Annotated in this window: 11 protein-coding genes and 3 rRNA genes; 10 read left to right on the forward strand and 4 right to left on the reverse strand. The window is 63.6% G+C overall.

The window, feature by feature from the left end; genetic code table 11:
- Positions 1 to 21: 21 nt before the first annotated feature.
- Both ACAH01_RS16480 and ACAH01_RS16485 read right to left on the reverse strand, forming a co-directional pair.
- On the reverse strand, positions 22 to 2,379 hold the full coding sequence (locus tag ACAH01_RS16480; RefSeq protein WP_372480844.1) for a heavy metal translocating P-type ATPase: 2,358 nt from the start codon (positions 2,377 to 2,379) through the stop codon (positions 22 to 24).
- 129 nt (positions 2,380 to 2,508) lie between these two features.
- The gene (locus tag ACAH01_RS16485; protein ID WP_372480845.1) at positions 2,509 to 3,252 is read right to left on the reverse strand and encodes a helix-turn-helix domain-containing protein; all 744 of its coding nucleotides are present in this window, start codon (positions 3,250 to 3,252) and stop codon (positions 2,509 to 2,511) included.
- Positions 3,253 to 3,510: 258 nt separating this feature from the next.
- On the opposite strand from ACAH01_RS16485, the gene sufB reads away from it, so the two are divergent.
- The 9 genes from sufB (at position 3,511) to rrf (ending at position 15,746) form a co-directional block, all read left to right on the forward strand.
- Positions 3,511 to 4,938 (forward strand): Fe-S cluster assembly protein SufB, encoded by a 1,428-nt coding sequence (gene sufB, locus ACAH01_RS16490; RefSeq protein WP_372480846.1) that lies wholly within the window; start codon positions 3,511 to 3,513, stop codon positions 4,936 to 4,938.
- 68 nt (positions 4,939 to 5,006) lie between these two features.
- Positions 5,007 to 5,873 (forward strand): ArsR family transcriptional regulator, encoded by an 867-nt coding sequence (locus ACAH01_RS16495; protein WP_240936983.1) that lies wholly within the window; start codon positions 5,007 to 5,009, stop codon positions 5,871 to 5,873.
- Between the two features lie 111 nt (positions 5,874 to 5,984).
- Positions 5,985 to 7,166 (forward strand): ABC transporter substrate-binding protein, encoded by a 1,182-nt coding sequence (locus tag ACAH01_RS16500; protein ID WP_372480847.1) that lies wholly within the window; start codon positions 5,985 to 5,987, stop codon positions 7,164 to 7,166.
- 6 nt (positions 7,167 to 7,172) lie between these two features.
- Positions 7,173 to 8,285: a FecCD family ABC transporter permease gene (locus ACAH01_RS16505; protein WP_372480848.1), complete on the forward strand. Its 1,113-nt coding sequence runs from the start codon at positions 7,173 to 7,175 to the stop codon at positions 8,283 to 8,285.
- On the forward strand, positions 8,285 to 9,160 hold the full coding sequence (locus ACAH01_RS16510) for an ABC transporter ATP-binding protein (RefSeq protein WP_372480849.1): 876 nt from the start codon (positions 8,285 to 8,287) through the stop codon (positions 9,158 to 9,160). The genes ACAH01_RS16505 and ACAH01_RS16510 overlap by 1 nt, the downstream gene beginning before the upstream one ends.
- Before the next feature lie 107 nt (positions 9,161 to 9,267).
- On the forward strand, positions 9,268 to 10,218 hold the full coding sequence (locus ACAH01_RS16515) for a hypothetical protein (protein WP_372480850.1): 951 nt from the start codon (positions 9,268 to 9,270) through the stop codon (positions 10,216 to 10,218).
- 536 nt (positions 10,219 to 10,754) lie between these two features.
- Positions 10,755 to 12,226: ribosomal RNA gene (locus tag ACAH01_RS16520) — 16S ribosomal RNA — on the forward strand.
- Positions 12,227 to 12,598: 372 nt separating this feature from the next.
- A 23S ribosomal RNA gene (locus ACAH01_RS16525) occupies positions 12,599 to 15,517 on the forward strand.
- Positions 15,518 to 15,624: 107 nt separating this feature from the next.
- A 5S ribosomal RNA gene (gene rrf / locus ACAH01_RS16530) occupies positions 15,625 to 15,746 on the forward strand.
- Together the 16S, 23S and 5S rRNA genes form the textbook arrangement of a ribosomal RNA operon.
- Before the next feature lie 306 nt (positions 15,747 to 16,052).
- On the opposite strand, the gene ACAH01_RS16535 is transcribed toward rrf, so the two are convergent.
- A complete protein-coding gene (locus ACAH01_RS16535) occupies positions 16,053 to 16,226 on the reverse strand; it encodes a hypothetical protein (RefSeq protein ID WP_170092925.1) in 174 nt (57 codons plus the stop codon).
- 646 nt (positions 16,227 to 16,872) lie between these two features.
- The gene (locus ACAH01_RS16540; protein WP_372480851.1) at positions 16,873 to 20,268 is read right to left on the reverse strand and encodes a polysaccharide lyase family 8 super-sandwich domain-containing protein; all 3,396 of its coding nucleotides are present in this window, start codon (positions 20,266 to 20,268) and stop codon (positions 16,873 to 16,875) included.
- A gap of 229 nt (positions 20,269 to 20,497) precedes the next feature.
- Between ACAH01_RS16540 and ACAH01_RS16545 the strand changes: the two genes are divergently transcribed.
- Positions 20,498 to 23,599 (forward strand): glycoside hydrolase family 2 TIM barrel-domain containing protein, encoded by a 3,102-nt coding sequence (locus ACAH01_RS16545; RefSeq protein ID WP_372480852.1) that lies wholly within the window; start codon positions 20,498 to 20,500, stop codon positions 23,597 to 23,599.
- The last annotated feature ends 32 nt before the right edge of the window (positions 23,600 to 23,631 follow it).

Genomic DNA, 23,631 nt, shown 5'->3' on the forward strand with positions numbered 1-23,631 from the left:
TTTTGTAGCCGTACTGACCGCTCAGCCGTCGAAGAACCGACCCGGATCGATCCGGGACAGTCGCATCGCGTTCCCGGTCACGCCGAGGCTCATCCCCATGTCACCGACGACGACCGCCAGCGCGACGCTGACCAGTCCCAGGGGTACTCCGAGTGCCAGCACCGCCTTCACGCCCAGACTCGCCCAGATGTTCTGTCGGATGACGCTGTTTGCTTCGTTCGACAACGCATACAGATACGGGAGCTTCCCGATGTCGTCGCCCATCAGCGCGATGTCGGCCGTTTCGAGAGCGGTGTCGGTCCCCGCAGCCCCCATCGCAACCGCGACGTCGGCGGTCGCCAGCGCGGGCGCGTCGTTGATCCCGTCTCCGACCATGGCCACCTCGCCGTGGCTGGCCTGTAAGGACTCGACGGCGTCGACCTTCTCGTCGGGCAACAGCTCGGCGCGGTACTCGTCGACCCCGACGCGCTCGGCGATCGCGCGGGCGGTCCCCTCGTTGTCGCCGGTGAGCATCACGACGTGTTCGACGCCGAGTTCGTGTAGCCGCTCGACCGCTCGTGACGCCGCCGGGCGAACCTCGTCGGCGATGGCGACGACGCCGAGCAGTTCGGTGGCCGTGCCGACGAGGACGACCGTCTTGCCCTCCGCTTCGAACTGCGAGAGCGTACCGGCTTCGAGGTCGGCACAGTCGTCCCGGTCACACTCCTCGTCGGTCGCCTCGACGACGGTGCCGCCGTCGGGCCGAGCGTGGGCGTGTGACAGATCGAAGCCCAGCTCCTCGAACAGCGCCGGTTTGCCGGCGTAGTACGTCTCGCCGTCGCTCTCCGCGCGGAGCCCCTTCCCGGTGAGGCTCTCGAACGCCTCGACGGCGGGTAGCTCGCCGACCCCCGATTCCCGGGCGCGCTCGCGGATCGCCTCGGCGATGGGGTGCTCGCTGCGCTGTTCGAGGGCGGCGGCGTACCGGAGCAGCTCCGTCTCGCTCGCCTCGCCGAGGGGAACCACGTCGGTGACGGCGAGTTCGCCCTTCGTGAGCGTCCCGGTCTTGTCGAGGGCGACGGCGTCGACGCCGCCCATCGCTTCGAGGTGGTTGCCGCCCTTGATGAGGACGCCGTTCTTGGCGGCGCTCGTGATCCCCGAGACGACGGAGACGGGCGTCGAGATGACGAACGCGCACGGGCACGCGATGACCAGCAGCGTCAGCCCGCGGACGAACCAGGTCTGCCAGCTCCCGACGAACGTGTGGCTGAGCCCGGCGACACTGACGGTCGCGCCGCCCTCGACGAGCAACGGCGGGAGCGCGGCCGTCAGGATCGCCAGCACGACGACCGTCGGCGTGTAGTAGCCGGCAAAGCGGTCGACGAACTGCTCTTTCTCGGTCTTTTTCTCCTGTGCGCCCTGGACCATCTCGATGATCTGGGAGAGCGTCGACTCCGAGGCCGACGACGTGGCCTCGAACTCGAAGTACCCCTCCGCGTTGATGCTGCCGGCGTACACCTCGTCGCCGACGTTCTTGTCGACGGGGACGCTCTCGCCGGTGATCGGCGATTCGTCGACCGCGCTGGTGCCCTCGACGACCGTGCCGTCGAGTGGGATCTTCTCGCCCGGGCGGACGACGACCGTCTCGCCGACGGCCACGTCCTCGGCCGGCACGGTCTCCTCGTCTCCGTTTCGGCGGACGGTCGCCTCGTCGGGGGACAGCTCCATCAGTTCACGCAGCGAGTCCCGCGCCCGATCCATCGCGTAGTCTTCGAGGAGCTCTGCGATGCTGAACAGGACCGCGAGCGTCGCGGCCTCCACGAAGTAGCCGATCCCCGTCGCGGCGATGATCGCCGTCCCCATCAGGAGGTCGATGTCGAGGCTCCTGTTTTTCGCCGAGTAGTAGCCTCCGCGGACGACCGGGTAGCCACTGACGACGATCGCGACGAGGAACAGCCCGTCGGCGAGATGGAGCGGGAACTCGAAGACGCTCCCGAGAGCGACGTTCTGGCCCCCGAGGACGAACTCGAAGAGGAGGCCCAGCGTCACGAACGCGGCCCCGATCCACGTCTTGATGGCCCGCGAACTCCGCCAGATCTCTGCCGGCGGAGCGACCTCGATTCCCTCGCCGGACGAGTCGCCCGGCTCTCCGCTGACCTCGTAGCCGGCGCTCTCGATGGCTCCGACGACTTCGGCCTCGCTCGTCGCGCCCGTGTCGATGCTCACGATCGCCGTTCCGGTCGTCGGCTGGAGAGTCGTCTCACGCACGCCGTCGAGGCGCTGGAGGCTCTTGTCGACCTTCTGTGCACACGACGGACAGTCCATCTCGGGGACGGTCACCCGGACGGTCGTCTCACCGGGGTCCTGTCCACCGTCTCCCGCCGTCTTCGATTTGCTCGTCATTACGTACTCGTTCGGGCCACAGTTCGATAAGCCCTTGTTGGAATATTCCAACTACGCCGCCGCCCGCGCTCGTTCGCCGGCCGCCACACGGGGGTGACGCCCGTCGTCGCAGGCTGACAGCCCGCAGTATCAGTCGTAGCTCGCCAGCTCACCCATCAGCTGCTCGTCGGCCACGTACTGCTTTGCCAGTCGCTCTTCGGCCCGTCGCAGCCGGTAGGTGAGCGTCGACCGCGGCACGTCCAGGTGGGTGGCGAGTTCGCCCACGTCGACCTCGCGGGGCGATTCGTAGTAGCCGTGTTCGACGGCGGCCCGGAGCGCGGCCTCCTGTTCGGCCGAGAGCGACCCCGATCCGCTCGTCTCGCCCTCCGTCGACGTCTCTGCCGTCCGGAGCATCTCCGTCCGAGCACAGTCCCCGACTGCCGCTTCGAGCGCGTCGAAGAAGGTCGTGACGTCACCCGCTCCCGAGTGTATGATCCGCCACGTGTAGTGGCGACTCTCGTGGCGCGTCTCGAAGAGGACGCCGTTACCGAGGTGGTCGCGCGCGATGTGGGGCACGGAGTCGCAGTCCGGCGTCCGCTCCCAGTTCGAGTAGAGCACGAGCGTCTCGTCGTCGTGATCGAGCACCTGTGTCGTCTGGGTCGCGCCACAGTGGTCGGTCGCCAGACAGTCCGCGTAGTAGTCCGCGTCCAGAAAGGCGTCTTCGAGGGCGCTGAGTGCCTCGGGCGATCCGGTGGCGTGGTCGACCCGCCAGAGCCGATCCGCGGTCGCGTGCAGCGAGAGCGATCGAATCCGAGCCTCGGGGTGGTCGGCGAGCGTGTCGGCCACCCTGTTGCAGCCGGGTTCGTACTCCAGAGCGAAGACGAGTTCGCGCATACCCTCGCTACGGGTCCCCGTGACTTGACGGCTTCTCTGCGTCGTCCCCTCTCTCGGCGACGCCGCCGGAGACCGGGCGATTCGCCGCTGCCGAACCGCTTCGGCACAGGTGTCTTTCCCCCACTTCGGGAACTAGCACGGGATGACCGTCGCGATCGCCCTGCCAAATCGGCCGCTCGACCGACTCCGTCGACGCCGTTCGGTGGAACCACAAGCGACGCCTCGAACGAACACCCTCTCTCGGTCGCCCTGCCAGCCATGACTGAACACGACCGACTGGAACGGACCGGATCGGGGACCGACTTCGACTTCAAGAACGACGTGCTGGCCGAGTTCAAGTCCCAGACCGGCTTGACCGAGCAGACCGTTCGGCTCATCTCGGCGGAGAAAGACGAGCCCGAGTGGATGCTCCAGCGGCGGCTGGACGCTCTCGAACGGTACCGACAGCTACCGATGCCCGAGGGGTGGCCTGGACAGCCCGACCTCTCGGAGATCGACGTCGACGGGATCGTCCCGTACCTGCGGCCCGACCTGGAGACCGACGACAGCGTCGACTCGTGGGAGGATCTCCCCGACGACATCGCGGCCACGTTCGACAGGCTCGGTATCCCGGAGGCCGAGCAGCGGGCACTCTCGGGAGCCGGTGCGCAGTACGAATCCGAGGTCGTCTACCAGAACATGCAAGACCACCTCGAAGAGCAGGGCGTGATCTTCTGTGATATGGACACGGCGGTCCAGGAACACCCCGAACTGGTCCGCGAACACTTCATGACGACGTGTGTCCCACCGTCGGACAACAAATTCGCGGCGCTACACGGTGCCGTCTGGTCGGGCGGCTCGTTCGTCTACGTTCCGGAGGGGGTCACGGTCGAGATGCCCCTCCAGGCGTACTTCCGGATGAACGCCGAGGGAATGGGGCAGTTCGAGCACAAGATCGTCATCGCGGAACCGGACTCGGAACTGCACCTCATCGAGGGCTGCTCGGCACCCCACTACGGCACGCACAACCTCCACAGCGGCTGCGTCGAGGTGTTCGTGGGTGAGGGTGCTCACGTCCAGTACTCGACGGTCCAGAACTGGTCGACGAACACGTACAATCTGAACACCAAACGCGCCATCGTCGAGGCCGACGGGACGATGGAGTGGGTGTCCGGTTCGATGGGGTCGAAGGCGACGATGCTGTATCCGGCCTCGGTCCTCAAGGGTCCCGGCGCGACGGACAACCACATCACGATCGCCATGGCTGGCGAGGGCCAGAACATCGACACCGGCGCGAAGGTCTATCACAACGCGCCAGACACTCACTCGACCGTCGAGTCGAAGTCGATCTCCAAGGACGGCGGCCGGACGAACTATCGGGGCCTCGTCCACATCGCCGACGGGGCCGAAGATGCTTCGACGAGCGTCGAGTGTGACGCGCTGATGTTCGACAACGAGTCCACGTCGGACACGATGCCGTACATGGAGATCCAGGAGTCGAACGTCGACGTGGCCCACGAGGCGACCGTCGGCAAGATCGGCGACGAGGACGTGTTCTACCTCCAGAGCCGCGGTCTGGACGACGACGACGCAAAGCAGATGATCGTCGCCGGCTTCATCGAGCCGATCACGGAAGAACTGCCCATCGAATACGCGGTCGAACTGAACCGCCTCATCGAACTCGAGATGGAGGGGAGCCTCGGGTGACCGTCGCCCACTCGCGCCGCCGTCCCGAGTAGCAAACTGTTTAGGGCCACCTAAATTATCTATGCCTTATGACGGCGGCAAACACGGACGAACCGATCGAAAACAGTCACGAACCGGCATTCGGGGACGACGCGATCGAGGCGGTGGCGTTCCTGGCCCGCTCGGAGCATCGGCTTCGCGTTCTCGCACTGCTCGACGACGGCGTCCACTCGCGTACCGCGCTCGGCGAGCACACGGGCGTCTCGCGTGTCACGCTCAGTCGCATCCTCAACGACCTCGCCGACCGTACGCTGATCGAGCACGATCCGACGGAAAACACGTACGCACTGACCGGCTTCGGCGAACTCGTCTACGCGGACTTCGCTCGCCTCCTGGGCACTGTCTCCGTCGGGCAGGCGGTTCCCGACGTCGTCGATCGACTGCCCACGGAGTGGTTCGACTTCGAGCTTCGGTGTCTCAGCGAGAGCACGCTGGTGGCCCCCGACAGCGACGACCCGCTCGCTGCCGCGAGGGTCGTCGCCAACGCCGTCCAGGACGCTTCGAGCTTTCACGCGCTGCTCGGGACGTTCATCTCGCTGCCGATGTACACGTTCGAGGACGCAGTTCGATCCGGCGACCCGCCCGACGGTGTGGTCCTGTTCGACGCGAGCCTGACGGAGACGATGGTCGACGACGCCGACCTCCGAAATCGCTGGCGACACATCGAAGCCGAGATCGGTTCGACCGTCTACTACACGGTCGACGACCCCGTTCCCTGTAGCATCGACCTCATCGACGGCGACACGGTGTTTCTGACCGTCGACCGCGAACAGCACAGCGGCTTCGACATTCTTCGCTGTACCCATCCGGCAGTCGTTCGCTGGGCCCGAGAGACGATCGAGAGACAACTGGCGGACGCGACCCCGCTCGATCGGTGTCTCTCTGCACGATCCTGAACAGCCGCCTGTACACACACCGCTGGCTGTAACACGGCGTGAACAGCGTAAACGGGCCCGTTACACCACACGGCGCGAATTACTAATGCTGTTTAGGCACGCCTAATTCATATGGTACGCAGACGGCAACTACTCGCAAGTGGTGGCACTCTCATTGGAACAGCTCTCGCCGGTTGTCTCGGCGACACCAGCGGCTCGGAGGAGCCGACGACCACCACCACAGATCGGTCGACGACGACTCGCTCCCGATCGACGGACGGGGCGGCGTCGTACACGGTGACAGTCGAACCGAACCCATCGTACACGTTCGAAACAGTCCCGGAGACCTACGCGGCGATTCCGAGTGTCTGGATGGACATCGGCATGGCGCTGGGCATCCAGCCGACCGCGACAGCCAGTCTCGAACGCGCGCCGCTGAAGTACTACGACGCTCTCCCGAACGTCTCCTTCGAGGAAGACGAGGTGGTGAAACTCGCGTCCGACTCCGAATCCGGCTACGACAAGGAGAACTTCTACGCCGCCGACTGCGACGTTCACCTCATCGACCCGCGGATGTTGAAGTTCTTCGCGAACTGGAACGACTCCGACATCGAGGAGATCCGGACCGGCGTCGGGCCGTTCCTCGGATCGAGCATTCGGTTCGCGTCCTCTTCCGCCGTCGGCCGCGAGCCGTACTACCGACTCTACGGGGCCTTCGAGAAGGCCGCGGAGATCTTCCAGCGCCGCGAGCAGTTCGAAGCGTGGCAGTCGTTCCACGCCGACTTCATGTCGACGATCGAGGCGGGCCTCCCACCGGAAGACGAGCGCCCGACGGTCGCCGCCATCTGGCGCGGCGTCAGGCCGGACTCTGGCCAGTTCCGTATCGCACCACTGGACCCGCTCCAGAACAACACGCTCACGTACCGCCGGCTGGGCATGCGAGACGCCTTCGCCGGCAACGTGCCGGACGGTCCCATCGGGTACGAGGAGCTCCTCGACGCCGATCCGGACTACATCGGTGCTGTCGGTGGGCTCACGTCGCTCACTCACGACGAGTTCGTCGAGACCGTCGTCGAACCGTTCGAGGCCAACTCGAACGGACAGGACCTGACCGCCGTCCAGGAACGGAACCTCGTCCGGACCGGCGGTCAGTTCATGGGTCCGATCGTCGACCTCTTCTCGACGGAGGCACTCGCCAAGATGGTCTATCCGGAGTCCTTCGGCGAGTGGCCGGGATCGCCGGACGCAATCGAGCCGTCCGAACAGCTCTTCGACCGGCAGGCTCTCTCGGCGATCATCAACGGGAACTTCTAGGCATCGATGGCGAAGGTACTCGACGAACTCGCCGAGCGTTCCGCCGTCGGGCGTGACTGGTACGTGACCTCCAAACTCGCCGCACTCGCGCTCTGTAGCCTGGGGATCCTGCTGCTCGTCACCCTCCTGCAGGTGAGCTTCGGCGCGTATCCGCTGACACTCGGCGAGGCGTGGGCGACCGTCTTCGACCCGGCGATCCTGCTGAACGGGGACGTCTGGCACGCGTTTCTCCTCAGTGGCGACACCCCGGAGTGGTTCACGCGCCGACAGCTCGTCGTCTGGAACATCCGGCTCCCGCGGATCCTCGTCGGCGTCCTCGTCGGTGCGAACCTCGCGGTCTCGGGCGCGATCTTCCAGATCATCACGCGCAACGAACTCGCCAGCCCCTACATCCTCGGCGTGAGCGACGGCGCTGGCCTGGTCGTGCTCCTCACGCTGACGGCCTTCTCCGGCTTGCTCCCGTTGTTGCCGGTGCTGGCCGCAGCTGGCGGGGGCGCTGCGTTCTTGCTCGTCTACGTCATCGCCTGGAAGAACGGGACCAGTCCCGTCCGGCTGGTACTTGCCGGCGTCGTGGTCGGGACCGTCTTCGGGTCCGTCCAGCGAGCACTGTTTTTCTTCATCGACAATCTCGGTGTCGTCATGTCGGCCCAGACGTGGCTCTCCGGGTCGCTCCTGGGAACCGACTGGGCACAGGTCCGCATCGCGCTCCCGTTTACCGTGCTCGCGATGCTCCTGGCCTTCGCCGTGACCCGAGAGCTCGACGTGTTACTGCTTGGCGAAGAGACTGCCGAGTCGCTCGGTATGCCCGTCGAGAAGGTCCGCTTTGCCGTCGCCGGCATCGCCATCCTCTCGACGGCCGCCGCAATCGCCGTGGCGGGGCTCGTGGGCTTCGTCGGTCTGATCGTCCCCCACATGGTTCGCAACATCGTCGGCAGTGATTCCCGCCGGCTCCTCGCCGGCTGTCTCTTCCTCGGGCCGACGCTGCTGGTCGGTGCCGACGTTGGCGCACGTCTCGCTCTGAGCCCGATACAGCTCCCCGTCGGGATCATCACCGGGCTCGTCGGTGGGCCGTACTTCCTCTACCTGATGCGCAAGAAAGAGAAGTTGGGTGAGGTCTGATGGCGGGCGATCACCGTTCGCGCAAGTCGGGGACCGACGACCGCACGGACGACGCGACGCCCGACCGACGCCCGCCGACGACGGCGGTCCGTGGCACGGATCTCGTCGTGGGCTACGGCGACACGTCCGACCCGGTCATCGATGGGGAGTCGATCGACATCCCGACCGACGAGGTGACCGCGCTCATCGGGCCCAACGGCAGCGGGAAGAGCACCCTGTTGAAAGGACTCGCACACAGGCTCGAACCGGACCGCGGGACGGTTCTGCTCGACGGGCGAGCGGTCGACTCGTTCGGCACGAAGGCGCTGGCTCGGAAACTGGGGCTGCTCTCTCAGGAGAACGTGGCACCTGAGGGGATCTCGGTCGCCGACCTCGTCGAACGCGGTCGGTATCCCCACTGTGGCTTTTTCGACTCGCTGTCGGACACGGACCACGCCGCCGTCGACGACGCGATACAGCTGGCCGGCATCGACCACCTCCGGGAACGGGACGTGGGTAGTCTCAGCGGCGGCCAAGAGCAACTCGTGTGGATCGCGATGGCACTCGCACAGGACACCGACGTGGTGTTGCTCGACGAACCCACGACGTTCCTGGACCCCCACCACCAGCTCGAAGTGATGCAGATCGTCGAGACGCTGCGGGACGAAAGCGACACGACCGTCGTCCTCGTTCTCCACGACATCGGGCAGGCGGCCCGCTACGCCGACCACGTCGTGGCGCTCAAAGACGGGGCGGTGTACGCCCGCGGCCCCCCCGAGTCGATCGTGACGCCGGCCCTGCTCGCCGACGTCTTCGAGATCGAAGCGACGGTCGTCGAGACCGAACACGGCCCTCGGATCGTCCCGCTCGATCCCATTCACGACGACTCCACGTAGGGCGGCTAGGAGACGACAGCAGAGAGACGAGCGTGCTGTCTTCGTGGACTCAAAGCCGTCTTTGAATCTTCCACAGACCGATGGCGTTCCCACTCTGACACTGTGGTATGGAACGCAGAGCGTTTCTGACGACGATCGGTGTCGGACTGACGGCGGCTAGTGGCTGTCTCTCTTCTGGGAGTGCGAACTCACAGACGACTGACCCTTCGACGGACACGACGGAGTCGACCGAGCGTGATCGATTCGAGGCGACACTCGTCGAAACCGACGAGACTGTCGAACGCACCGTCGGCACGGGCGCCCTCGAAGAGCGCGGCCGCCGTCGGCCACACCGCGTCGCGGTCACGAACTCGGGCGACGAGCCCAAACAGGTAACTGTCTCTCTCGAGCGGTCGGGTACCACCGTTCTGGACGAGGTGTTCACACTCCGATCGGCGGCAACAGTCGGTGTCGCGCTCACGGAACTGGGCAGCTACGACCTCACAGTGACCGTGCCAGCAGCCGACGCGACGGAGACGATCTCTCTCGGTCCCGATCGCTTTACGTGTAACGTGACGAAAACGTCGATCGGGATACAGGACGGTGGCGCTCTCGACGTACTGTCGACGTCCACGCGCATGGCCTGTCCCGGTGTCGTCACCGAACGTGTCTCGGCAGACGCCGTCGCCTCACGCACGCTCGGAGACGCCTCGACTGACGAGGACCCGGAGGAGACGACGCACGGCGTCGCCCTCCGGAACGAATCCGATCGGACCTGGACGGCTCGCCTCCTCGTCGACAGCGACGCCGGTCCCCTGTTCGACGGCGTGTACACCGTCGCGCCCGGCGGACGTGTCCGGCTCACGCTCGCCGAACCTGGCAGCTACTCTGTCTCCTTCGACGTGCTCGAAACCGGTGGGACTGCGACCGAAACGGTTCCGTCTTCGTCGTTCGACTGCAACGAGTCCTCGACGCGGGCGACGATCGACGCCGACGGCGAACTGTCCGTGAGTACGATGACGACGCTCGTGGCCTGTCCCGAGTCGACCCCGGATACGACGACGAACTCCTCGTCGTAGTACGACTGGGCAACTCTACGTGCTGTTTTCGCTCGCCAGGGTGTCCCAATGCTGTTCGACTCTCGGACATCGTCTGATCGAACCTCCCCACGTCGCCGCGAACGCCTGTCGTCTCTGAGAAGTTCTCCGAGCGTCCCCCTACACCCCCAAATCGGCGACTCCGGCCTCGATACCCTCCCCACCGCTGTCCTGTGGTTTCACTACCCACGCCGTGTTCGAATCGTTGGCCTTTTATAGTCTCCTCTCTCACGATTATATCCGTACGAGGGATGACGGACGCCGGGTCGCTGCCCGCTACGTCACCCCGGCTCTCGGCGACTTCGGTCGTCGGCGAGTAGCGAGCGAGCGTGTCTCCGATCGCCGCTTCGCGGTGATCGGCACGCTCGCGAAGGATGAGGATCTCACCCCTGCGGTCCGCCGTCAAGATGAGATCTGATGTGAGCCCTGACGGACCCAACACGATGTAGCTGGGGAGGGATACCCCAGCATTTGCTTCCGACGGAGTGATACCTTTCCGCCGCTGACTATGTCAGCACATTCCGGTTGATCCTGCCGGAGGCCATTGCTATCGGAGTCCGATTTAGCCATGCTAGTCGCACGGGCTTAGACCCGTGGCGTATAGCTCAGTAACACGTGGCCAAACTACCCTATAGACCATGATAACCTCGGGAAACTGAGGCTAATCGTGGATATCGCATTCATGCTTGAATTGCCGAATGCGAGAAACGTTCCGGCGCTATAGGATGTGGCTGCGGCCGATTAGGTAGACGGTGGGGTAACGGCCCACCGTGCCAGTAATCGGTACGGGTGGTGACAGCCAGAACCCGGAGACGGTATCTGAGACAAGATACCGGGCCCTACGGGGCGCAGCAGGCGCGAAACCTTTACACTGCACGACAGTGCGATAGGGGGACTCCGAGTGCGAGGGCATATAGCCCTCGCTTTTCTCGACCGTAAGGTGGTCGACGAATAAGGACTGGGCAAGACCGGTGCCAGCCGCCGCGGTAATACCGGCAGTCCGAGTGATGGCCGCTGTTATTGGGCCTAAAGCGTCCGTAGCTTGCCGTGAAAGTCTATCGGGAAATCGACGTGCTCAACGCGTCGGCTTCCGGTGGAAACTGCACGGCTTGGGGCCGGAAGACTCAGCGGGTACGTCCGGGGTAGGAGTGAAATCCTGTAATCCTGGACGGACCACCAATGGCGAAAGCACGCTGAGAAGCCGGACCCGACAGTGAGGGACGAAAGCCAGGGTCTCGAACCGGATTAGATACCCGGGTAGTCCTGGCCGTAAACGATGCTCGTTAGGTCTGCCGTGCACTACGAGTGCACGGTGAGCCGAAGTGAAGACGATAAACGAGCCGCCTGGGAAGTACGTCCGCAAGGATGAAACTTAAAGGAATTGGCGGGGGAGCACCACAACCGGAGGAGCCTGCGGTTTAATTGGACTCAACGCCGGACATCTCACCAGTCCCGACAGCAATAACGACGGTCAGCTTGACGAGCTTACCCGAGTTGCTGAGAGGAGGTGCATGGCCGCCGTCAGCTCGTACCGTGAGGCATCCTGTTAAGTCAGGTAACGAGCGAGACCCGCATCCGTAGTTGCCAGCGATACCCTGAGGTAGTCGGGTACACTACGGAGACCGCCGACGCTAAGTCGGAGGAAGGAACGGGCAACGGTAGGTCAGTATGCCCCGAATGGACTGGGCAACACGCGGGCTACAATGGTCGAGACAATGGGTCGCGATACCGAGAGGTAGAGCTAATCTCCCAAACTCGGTCGTAGTTCGGATTGTGGGCTGAAACTCGCCCACATGAAGCTGGATTCGGTAGTAATCGCGTGTCAGAAGCGCGCGGTGAATACGTCCCTGCTCCTTGCACACACCGCCCGTCAAAGCACCCGAGTGAGGTCCGGATGAGGCCATCATGCGATGGTCAAATCTGGGCTTCGCAAGGGGGCTTAAGTCGTAACAAGGTAGCCGTAGAGGAATCTGCGGCTGGATCACCTCCTACTGAACGGGATCAGGCCGACGCGCCTGGCCCACCTGCTGTTACCGTTGGTCGAGCGCGACCAACAATTTGGTCGGAAGACCGTGTTGGGCCGTCAGGGCTCACAAGACCTATCCGAGGCGGATCTCCCCTCCGGGGAGGCTGGGTGCAACTCCCAGCGGGTCCGTACCTCGTAGCAGTTCCGAACCGAGCCCCTTAAGTGTGGGACGGCGCTCGGATCTGGTACGAAGACCAGTGCACTACCCCGTGCAAGCGTGGGTAGGAAGGGTCGATGTACAGACCGGGTCGCACCGGCTGTACTGATGACACCGCGTGTACGTGCGATCCAGGCGTCCACTGGACTCGTGCAATTTCATCGAGTCACAACCAAATTTGACGTTGGCTACTGTGCCGCCTGGTGGATAGCTCGGCTCGGAAGCCGATGACGGACGTGCCAAGCTGCGAAAAGCCATGGGGAGCCGCACGGAGGCAAAGAACCATGGATCTCCGAATGGGAATCCCTTCAACAATTGCTTCGCGCAATGGGGAACCTCGAGAATTGAAACATCTTAGTATCGAGAGGAATAGAAAGCGCAATGCGATGTCGTTACTAACCGCGAGTGAACGCGACACAGCCCAAACCGAAGCCCTCACGGGCAATGTGGTGTACGGACTACCTTTCATCGGCCGACCATCTTCACGAAGTCTTCTGGAACGAAGCGTGATACAGGGTGACAACCCCGTAGTGAAGATCAGTACGTCGTGCGGTAGTTCCAGAGTAGCGGGGGTTGGAAATCCCTCGTCAAGATGGCAGGCATCGACTGCCAAGGCTAAATACTCTCCGAGACCGATAGTGAACAAGTAGCGTGAGCGAACGCTGAAAAGCACCCTCAGACGGGGGTTGCAATAGGGCTTGAAATCAGGTGGCGATCGAGCGACGGGGCTTGAAAGGTCCTGTAACAAACGAAAGCGGCGCGAGCCGCGTGTAGGACTTACAGGAAGCCGAAGTTCCGTCGTGCGTTTTGAAAAACGAGCCAGAGAGTGTGCCTGTTTGGCGAGTCTAACCCGATAATCGGGGAAGGCATAGGGAAACCGACATGGCCGCAGCATTGCGAGGGCCGCCGTCTTCAAGGGCGGGGAGTCAAACGGGCACGACCCGAAACCGGGTGATCTACGCGTGGGCAGGGTGAAGCGTGCCGAAAGGCACGTGGAGGCCCGTTAGGGATGGTGTCCTACAATACCCTCCCGTGACCTACGTGTAGGGGTGAAAGGCCCATCGAACCCGGAAACAGCTGGTTCCAACCAAAACATGTCGAAGCATGACGTCCGCCGAGGTAGTTCGTGGGGTAGAGCGACCGATTGAGGTGCTTCACTTCGAGAGAAGTGAACACTTCTGTCAAACTCCGAACCTACGAACGCCGTCGACGCGGGCAGTCCGGTATGCGGGGTAAGCCTGTGTACCGTAAGGGAGACAACCCAGCGCCGGGTTAAGGTCCCAAAGTGTGGATTAAGTGTGATCGAAAGTGGTCTCAAGCCCTAGACAGCCGGGAGGTGAGCTTAGAAGCAGCTACCCTCTAAGAATAGCGTAACAGCTTACCGGCCGAGGTTTGAGGCGCTGAAAATGATCGGGACTCAAATCCACCACCGAGACCTGGCCGCTCCCGTGAAAGGGAGATCGAGTAGGTTGGCGCTCCGATTGGATGGAAGCAGGGGTGAGAACTCCTGTGGACCGATCGGTGACGACAATTCTGGCCATAGTAGCAGCGATAGTCGGGTGAGAATTCCGACGGCCGAACGAGCAAGGGTTCCTCAGCACTGTTCGTCAACTGAGGGTTAGCCGGTCCTAAGTCCCCCCGTAATTCGAAGGGGACGACATGGGAAGCTGGTTAATATTCCAGCGCTCATATGCAGTGAAACCGACGCCTCGGGGTCGACCAAGCCGGGCCTTCGCCCGGTCGAACCGTCCAAATCCGTGGAAGCCGTAATGGCAGGAAGCGGACGAACGGCGGGATAGTGAAAATTGGTTCAACCTGGGGCCCGTGAAAAGGGAGCATATGATCCGTACCGAGATCCGACACAGGTGCTCGTGGCGGCGAAAGCCAAGGCCTGTCGGGAACAACCGACGTTAGGGAATTCGGCAAGTTAGTCCCGTACCTTCGGAATAAGGGATGCCTGCTCCTGACAGGAGCAGGTCGCAGTGACTCGGACGCTCCGACTGTCTAGTAACAACATAGGTGACCGCAAATCCGCAAGGACTCGTACGGTCACTGAATCCTGCCCAGTGCGGGTATCTGAACACCTAGTACAATAGGACGAAGGACCCGTCAACGGCGGGGGTAACTATGACCCTCTTAAGGTAGCGTAGTACCTTGCCGCTTCAGTAGCGGCTTGCATGAATGGATTAACGAGAGCGTCACTGTCCCAACGTTGGGCCCGGTGAACTGTACGTTCCAGTGCGGAGTCTGGAGACCCCCAAGGGGAAGCGAAGACCCTATGGAGCTTTACTGCAGGCTGTTGCTGGGACATGGTCGCTACTGTGCAGAGTAGGTAGGAGCCATTACACAGGTATCCGCGCTAGCGGACCACCGAGGCAGACATGAAACACTACCCGGTAGTGACTGTGACCCTCACTCCTGGCGGAGGACACCAATAGCCGGGCAGTTTGACTGGGGCGGTACGCGCTCGAAAGAATATCGAGCGCGCCCTAAGGCTATCTCAGCCGTGACAGAGACGCGGCGAAGAGCGCAAGAGCAAAAGATAGCTTGACAGTGTCACTACCAACACGGTGACGCTGACGCGAAAGCGTGGTCTAGCGAACGGATGCGCCTGCTTGATGCGGGCCGATCTACGACAGAAAAGCTACCCTAGGGATAACAGAGTCGTCACCGGCAAGAGCACATATCGACCCGGTGGCTTGCTACCTCGATGTCGGTTCCCTCCATCCTGCCCGTGCAGCAGCGGGCAAGGGTGAGGTTGTTCGCCTATTAAAGGAGGTCGTGAGCTGGGTTTAGACCGTCGTGAGACAGGTCGGCTGCTATCTATTGGGGGTGTAAAGGTATCTGACGGGAACGATCGTATAGTACGAGAGGAACTCCGATTGGTGGCCACTGGTGTACCGGTTGTCCGAGAGGGCACGTGCCGGGCAGCCACGCCACACGGGGTAAGAGCTGAATGCATCTAAGCTCGAAACCCACCTGGAAAAGAGATACCGCAGAGGTCACTCGTAGAAGACGAGATAGATAGACTCGGGGTGTACGCGTCGAGGCAACGAGACGTTGAGCCCGCGAGCACTAATCGACCGAAGCCACACACTCATTGCACTGTGACTCAATTTGCACGAGTCCAGGCGTTTACTGGATCGCACGTATTGCGCGGAGACCGAGAGTGGTAGTTTCACGGTTCGATTCCGTGACTCGGCGTAAAGGCGGCCATAGCGGCAGGGAAACACCCGTACCCATCCCGAACACGGCGGTTAAGCCTGCCAGCGTTCCGGTGAGTACTGGGGTGTGCGAACCCCTGGGAAAGCCGGTTCGCCGCCTGCTATTCATACTACAGAGCCCGCAGCCGTGGTGGCTGCGGGCTTTTTTCATATCGATCGGGGAGCGGTGGTGCCCGGTCTCTCCCTCTTCTGAGAGACATCGCTCCGATGGAGGAGAGGCTCGTTGCAGTCGTGTGAAGACCATGTCGGCGTCTCCGTCCGGATCAGTGATCCTCCTCGCTCGTGACGAGGACCACCGCGACGGCGCTTCGACGCATGCAAAAGCACAGTGGGTCGCCGGTCACACGTGTCGTCTCCGATCGCTTCGCACACCTGCGGGTCCGTCGTCGTTCGCTGCGTGGGTCGTGGTCTACGAGCTCGGGCCTCCAGTGACGGTCCAGAACAGACTCTCGATGGACTTGCCGAGGAAGTATCCGACGATGGCCCACAGCACGCCACTCTCGACGCCGTACAACCCGAACCCGACAGCACCGCACAGCAGCGCGCACGCGATCTCCGGCCGGTCGATTACCGATTGCTTCATGCGGATCGCTGTTGCCCGACGACCGAGAGTGTTCTCCCGAACCGATTCGCCGGTGGCGACACCGACCGTCGCTTAGAGTCGTGTGTGGTCGCCTGTCAGTTCGAAAGGCGAATCTAACCTCCTGGTGGGTCAAAACAATCATCGTATCTTAGATTAGTGGAACTAAAAATGCTTGTCTATATTTGAAAAGCTCGAAGATGGCTTCCTCTCTCTGAAATACGGAATGATATAGGATATTTTGTTGTAATAGGGGTGCATATATCTATAGAACAGTCGAAAATACGGGCGATTTGGTGATTCTTCCTCCGGTCATGGTGCCACGGTCGTTCCACGAGTGACTGCACGGGATACGGGATAGTCCGATTCTATTACAGCATTAGTGTTGTAATGCAGGCGCTGGTCCGATATGCCACCAAGTCCGCTAATAGGGAATTCTATGCACTATAGGCGAACTTCGTTCACTATTGGCTATTCCCTCGCGTTCTTCTGGCATAGATCTGGTTCTCGAAGCGAACGGTTCAGCTATGCTGAACTCCAGTCGCCATGCCTGTACACGTACTGACTCTCTCGACGGCTGTCGTCAGTCTGGTCACGCTGTCGGCGGCTCGAACGGTCTCCAACTGTGATGAAAGAGTTCGGTATCCGGCTACGAGGTCTGTACCCGGAGCGTCGGCACCTTCTCGTCGGCGTCTCGGCTGTTGAAGTCGGTGTACAGGCCGCTCTGTGGCTGCTGGACGGCCAGACTGACGACGCTATCGCCGCCGGCCTCCGATTGGACGAACTCGGTCACGTCGACGGTCCACCACTGCGGCGTTCGGGTGACGGTCACAGAACCGAGTGCCGAGCCCAGCTCGGGTTTCGTGTCCCAGGTGAGTCCGCTCTCCGTCCAGCTGTCGTCGCCGACGGCGCTGATCGCACAGTCGACGGCATCTCCGCCGTTGTCGTCGGTGACCGCGCCGTAGAGGTAGAGCACGGCCTCGTCGATCGAACCCGACAGCGCGCTCAGGTCGAACGTGAGATACCCCTGTCGACTGTAGCCGGTTGACGCGTTCTTGACGACCAGCGACGACCACGATCCGTAGTTGTCACCGGAGTACGACCCGTCCCGGACGAAGGTGTCGGCCGTCGGGGTGAGCGCCGTCGTGTCGGGGCGACTGGTCGTGACCCGCAGCGACGGCGGGTGCTCGTCTGCCTCCCGGCTGTCGAAGCTGGCGTAGCGCTCGTCGTTCGGTTGTCGGAGTGCGACGCTGGCGATACCGTCACTGCTGGCGGCTGTCTGTACGAACTCGGTCACGTCTTCGCGCCACCAGCGCCGTTCCCGCGTGACGGTCAGAGAGCCCAGCGACGAGCCCAGTTCGGGTTTCGTGTCCCAGGTGAGTCCGTCCTCCGTCCAGCTGTCGTCGTCGACGGCGGCGACCGTACAGTCGACGGACGCTCCGCCGTTGTCGTCGGTGACCGCGCCGTACACGTCGAGCACGGCCTCCTGCACCTCGCCCGCGACTGACGCCAGGTCGAACGCGAGATACGACTCTCTGCTGTAGCCCGTCGGGCCGCCTTTGACGACCAACGAGGACCACGACCCGTAGTTGTCGCCGGAGTACGACCCGTCGCGAACGAACGTGTCTGCACGCGGTGAGAGCTCCGTGACGGGGGCGTCGAAGGTCGCCGAGTGAGTCGCACCGCGAGTGCCGCCGACGGCGACCTCCATCGTGACACCTGGCTGGAACTGCGTGACGCCGACCGCCGAGTCTGTACTGACGATTCCGTCCGTGTAGTGCTCGTACTCGACGGTGACCGTCTCCTGTGTTCGAGAGGGATCGGCGACGCCGATCACGAGTTCGTCGTTGCGGTGTCTGACGACGACGGCTGCCGGGCCACTCACCGAGAGCGTCCGCTCGGAGCCGGGGACCGTGATCGAACCGCTACTCCAGAAGTTGGCAGCTGTCAACCCAAGGCGTGGCACCGTGACGGCCTGGACCGTGGCGTCGTTGGCGACGATCTCGAAGCCGGGCTCCTGACTCCGCTGTCGCGTCTCGGACGCAGTGTGGCCCGGGAGCAGTGCGTACGCGTACGTCTCGGCGCTGGGATCGACACCGTGGTCGAGCCAGAGGGTCTGGTACTCGCGGGTCAGCGACTCGCTCGGTCCGCCCGCGTTGATCTCCTGCCAGGAACCGGTGCGTTCCTCGCGCTTGGCTTCGAGGTTCGGCTGGTTCGGGAACAGGTAGCCACCGACGCCGTCGAGGTGCGCCCAGGACACGCCGGTGAGCGTCTCGGACCAGTCCGGTGTCGTGGACTTCTCGGTGTCGTCGACGGTGAGCGTCTCGCTCCCGTCCGTGTGGAGATTCCGGTTCTCGACGGTGGTCTCGATCGGGCGGCCGTCGGAGCTGGTGATGTCGGCACCGAGTGCGACGACGGTATCGTCGAGGTGCAGCCAGGACTTCTTGCCGGTGAGTGATGCACCCTCGGCGTCGAACTCCATTCCGGCGATCCCGAACTCGTCGACCGACGCGCCGCCGACCCACTGTGTCGACGGCCGCGGGTGGTGAGTGCCGTCGAGAGCGGACCGCTCGCGGGTGTCGACGGTCGTTCCGGGGAGCCGGTAGGGGTCGACGGTCGGCCAGTAGCCGTCGGTGTAGTGGCCGAGGTCGTCGTTGTACAGCTGGGTCATCCCGGCACCGGTGTACCAGCCACGGAGGTTCTCCTCGTTGATCGCCTCGTAGCGTGCGATCCGCTCCGAGCACATGCTGATCGTGTAGGCCCACTCAGAGCGGTTGTGTACGACCCGGTCCATGTTGTGGAACACGTCGTGTCGGACCGGTTCGTCGGCGGCACTGATCGTCGAATCGTCGAGGACTGCCGTCGCGTTCGCGATGTCGGGCACGTCTGCATCGCTCAGGAAACTGTCCCACGTGTCGTTCTCGATCCAGCCCTTGGCGAGTGACCGGAACTCGCTGGCGTAGGGTTCCGGCGCGGTGTTCGCCAGCCGAAGGACGGTCGCGGTGATGCCGTGGCCGCGTACGTGGTCGGTCTGGTCCGCTCGCGAGATCGACCGGCCGCTGACCGCGTCCATCATCAGCCCTCTGTACATGAACGGGGCGACCGCGTCACCGACGGCGTCGTAGATCACGTCGTGGTCGACGTCCGTGATCGCCCAGCTCGTCCCGTCGAGGACGGTGAACAGTTCACCGAGCCCTTCGAGCAGGATCGCGCCGTACGACCCGATGTAGGGTATCTCTTTGTGGTAGACGTACGACCCGTCGCGGTAGAGGCCGTTCCCGCCGCCGCTGGTGTTGTACTGGAAGATATCGCTCTCTTCGATGCAGTCTCGAGCGAGAGCGATCGTCGAGTCCGTCTCCGAGATCGCGCCACGGAGCGCGGTGATGATACACATGTCGACGCGGTTGGCACCGCCACTCGTCACGTCGTACTCCGTGTACTCGTAGGGCGTTCCGGTGTGAGCGCCGACGGCGTTCGTGTAGTTCGTCTCCTGTGTCGAGGACAGTTCGTCGCCGACCAGCGCACAGATACTGACGAGACGCATCGGCGAGCCGATCTCCCAGTGCCACCAGTTGCCAAACTGGGACTGGTCCTCGTTGTAGACCCGATCGTAGAGGAAGTCGAGTCCGTCGACGATGTCTGCCACGAGCGCGCTATCGTTCTCCAGCGAACTCCCGTTCGTGGCGTAGGCCATGGCCATCTCCTGGAGGCGGCCGTAGCTGTCGGTGATGTTGCTCTCGCTCGCGCTCGCACTGGACGACGCCGGGATCGGGAGGTCCGACCAGAGCCGATCACGGTCGGCGCTGGTGTCCATCGTCTCCCAGTGGTCCTGTGCAGTCTCGTCCAGTTCGGCCAGCGGGTCCTGATACTCGGGCTGTGTCGCGTCGAAGTCACCACCGGTGAGCAACTGTGCCCATCGCTGTCTGAGCGTCTCGTACTCGCTCGCGCCGGCCACCGTCCCGGTCGTGCCAGACAGCGAGACGCCGGCCAGCGAGAGCCCCAGACTGGACTTGAGCACCGAGCGGCGCGACCAGCCGTCAGACATCAGTCTCTCCTTCGTCGAGTGTCGTTTCCCCACCGCTACTGACTGATGCGAACAGTTGCCACATCCTTCGCATACGTCTGTTATTGAAGATCGTTATGTTAAAACTTCTGCCAAGCAACAACGGACTGTCACTCCTGCGCCCGTCACACGCCGTGTCTCCGGTGTAGACTGCGCTGCACGCCCGATTTCCAAAAGAATGAATAGCGGACGGGGACAGTGGGCAGACAGCATGCCCGACTGGACAGATCCGCGAGTAGTCGGTCGTAACAGGCTCGCACCACACACCGACGTGTTCCCGTTCCCGGACGAGCAATCTGCACGCCAGGACAGCGTGACTGCCTCGCCGTGGGTCCGGCGATTGAACGGCGAGTGGCAGTTTCACCTCGCCGAGACCCCTGCGGACGCGCCAGCGATTCCGGGTGCGACGGACGACGTTGAGTGGGACCGCATCGAGGTTCCGCTGAACTGGCAACTCGACGGCCACGGACACCCACACTACACGAACGTCGTCTACCCGTTCCCGGTCGATCCGCCCAACGTCCCGACCGAGAACCCGACGGGGACGTACCGGCGCTCCGTCCACGTCGAGGAGGACTGGGACGGTCGACAGATCCGCCTGCGCTTCGAGGGCGTCGACTCCGCCTTCCACCTCTGGGTCAACGGCGAGCGCGTCGGCTACAGCGAGGGCGCGCGTCTCCCCGCCGAGTTCGACGTGAGCGACTACGTCGAACCCGGAGAGAACACGGTCACGGCACGGGTCTACAAGTGGACCAACGGGAGCTACCTCGAAGACCAGGACATGTGGTGGCTCAGCGGTATCTTCCGTGACGTCTCTCTGTACGCCGTACCGGAGACCCACGTCGCCGATATCGACGTCCGCACCGAGCTGGACGACGACTACGTCGACGCCGAGTTCTCCGCGGCGGTCGACATCGAATCGGCAGGCGATGAGGACGCGACCGGCCGTCTCCGCGCCGCTCTGGTCGACGAGGCGGGCGACACCGTCGCCACCTTCGCGGAGTCGTACGCACTGGCCGACGGCGAGACGACGCTCTCGCTGTCGACGACCGTCGAGGACCCGGACAAGTGGACCGCAGAGACGCCCGACCGCTACACGCTCCTGGTGACGCTGCTGGACGACGGGACGCCCGTCGAGACCGTTCGCGAGACGGTCGGCTTCCGCGAGGTCGAGATCGCCGACGGTCAGTTCCTGGTCAACGGCGAAGCCGTGACGATCCGCGGCGTGAACCGCCACGACTTCGATCCCGACCGGGGACGGGCCGTCACCGTCGACCAGATGCGCGCGGACATCGAGCTGATGAAACGGCACAACGTCAACGCCGTCCGGACCGCTCACTACCCCAACGACACGCGGTTCTACGACCTCTGTGACGAGTACGGGCTCTACGTCATGGACGAGACCGACATCGAGTGTCACGGGATGGAACGCATCGACGCCGTCCAGCACCTCAGCGACGATCCGGCGTGGGAAGACACCTACGTCGACCGGATGGTCCGGATGCTCGAACGCGACAAGAACCACCCCAGCGTCGTGATCTGGTCGCTGGGCAACGAGTCCGCCGTCGGGGCCCACCACGAGACGATGTACGAACTGACACGCGAGCGCGACCCGACGCGGCCGGTCCACTACGAGCAGGACCACGACCAGCGGGTCAGCGACATCGTCGGGCCCATGTACACCCCGCCCGAGGACATCGAAGACCTGGCAGTCGACGATCCGGACCACCCCGTGATCCTCTGTGAGTACGCCCACGCCATGGGGAACGGTCCCGGCGGCTTCGAGACGTACTGGGACGTGTTCGAGGGCCACGAGCGACTGCAGGGCGGGTTCGTCTGGGACTGGATCGATCAGGGCATCCGCCAGACGACCGAGGACGGAACGGAGTGGTTCGCCTACGGCGGCGACTTCGGCGACGAACCCAACACTGGCAACTTCAACATCAACGGTCTCGTCTTTCCCGATCGGACGCCCTCGCCGGGGCTCACCGAGTTCAAGAACGTCGTCGAGCCGGTCACGTTCGAGCCCGAAGCCCTCGAACGGGGCGAACTCGCCGTCGAGAACCGCTACGACTTCCGCGGGCTCGACCACCTCCGCGCCCGGTGGCGCGTCGAGGCCGACGGCCGGGTCGTCCAGAGCGGCACGCTCGAACTCCCCGCCGTCGCACCCGGCGACAGCGAATCCGTCACGGTGCCGTTCGAGGACGCCGGCCGGGGCGAGCAGTTCCTCGTCGTCGAGGTCTCGCTGGACAGCGACACCTCGTGGGCACCGGCCGGCCACACGGTCGCCACGACCCAGCTCGAACTGCCGACGAGCGAGGCACCGACGGTGCCGGCCGCGACGCTTCCCGCCCCGCTGTCCTGTGAGCGCAGCGACGACGAGATCGTCGTCTCGAACGCGGACTTCGAACTCCGGTTCGACGCCCGGTACGGCGTCGTCGACTCGCTGTCCTACCGCGGTCGGTCGGTCGTCACCGAGGGTCCCGAGATCGGACTCTGGCGTGCGCCGACGGACAACGACAGAGGACTGCCGCTGGTTCCGACTTTCTTCACGCGCTTCCTCGAACTACACGAAAACGAGGAACCGATCGCCGACTGGGACGCGCGGACGGTCGGCTTCGCACAGATCTGGCGCGAGCACGGTCTCGACAGCTTGCAGTTCCGCGTCGACGGCGTCGACACCGAGATCGGCGAGGAGACGGTCACGATCACCGTCGACGGTCGCCTCGCGCCGCCGATGTTCGCCCACGGGTTCGCGACGACACAGACGTACACGATCCACCCCACCGGTGCCGTCGAGATCGAGACGCACCTCGACCCCGAGGGCGACCTGTCGATGCTCCCGTCGCTGCCACGGCTCGGACTCGACCTGACGCTCGACGGGGACTTCGACCACGTCACGTGGTACGGCCGCGGTCCGGGGGAGTCCTACGCCGACAGCGAGCAGGCGTCCCCCGTCGGTCGGTACGAGGCCGACGTTGCCGACCTCCACACGCCCTACGTCAGGCCCCAGGCGAACGGCAACCGCAGCGACACCCGCTGGGTGGCTCTCACCGACCGCAACGGTACCGGGCTCCTCGCGACCGGGGACTCGCTGCTCGACGTGACCGCACACCACTACTCGACCGAGCAACTTGAGGGCGCAGATCACGAACACGAACTCTCCCGCGAGGACGACGTGTTCCTCTCCGTGGACCACGCACACTCCGGGCTCGGCTCCGGTAGCTGTGGACCGGAGACGTTCGAGTCCGACCGCGTCCAGCCCGAGTCGACTTCGTTCACGATCACGCTACACCCCTACGTCGACGACTGATACGACCGGCTGTACGTCTGTGAACGATTTCG

The sequence above is a fragment of the Halomicrobium sp. HM KBTZ05 genome, from assembly GCF_041530035.1.
Lineage (GTDB): Archaea > Halobacteriota > Halobacteria > Halobacteriales > Haloarculaceae > Halomicrobium.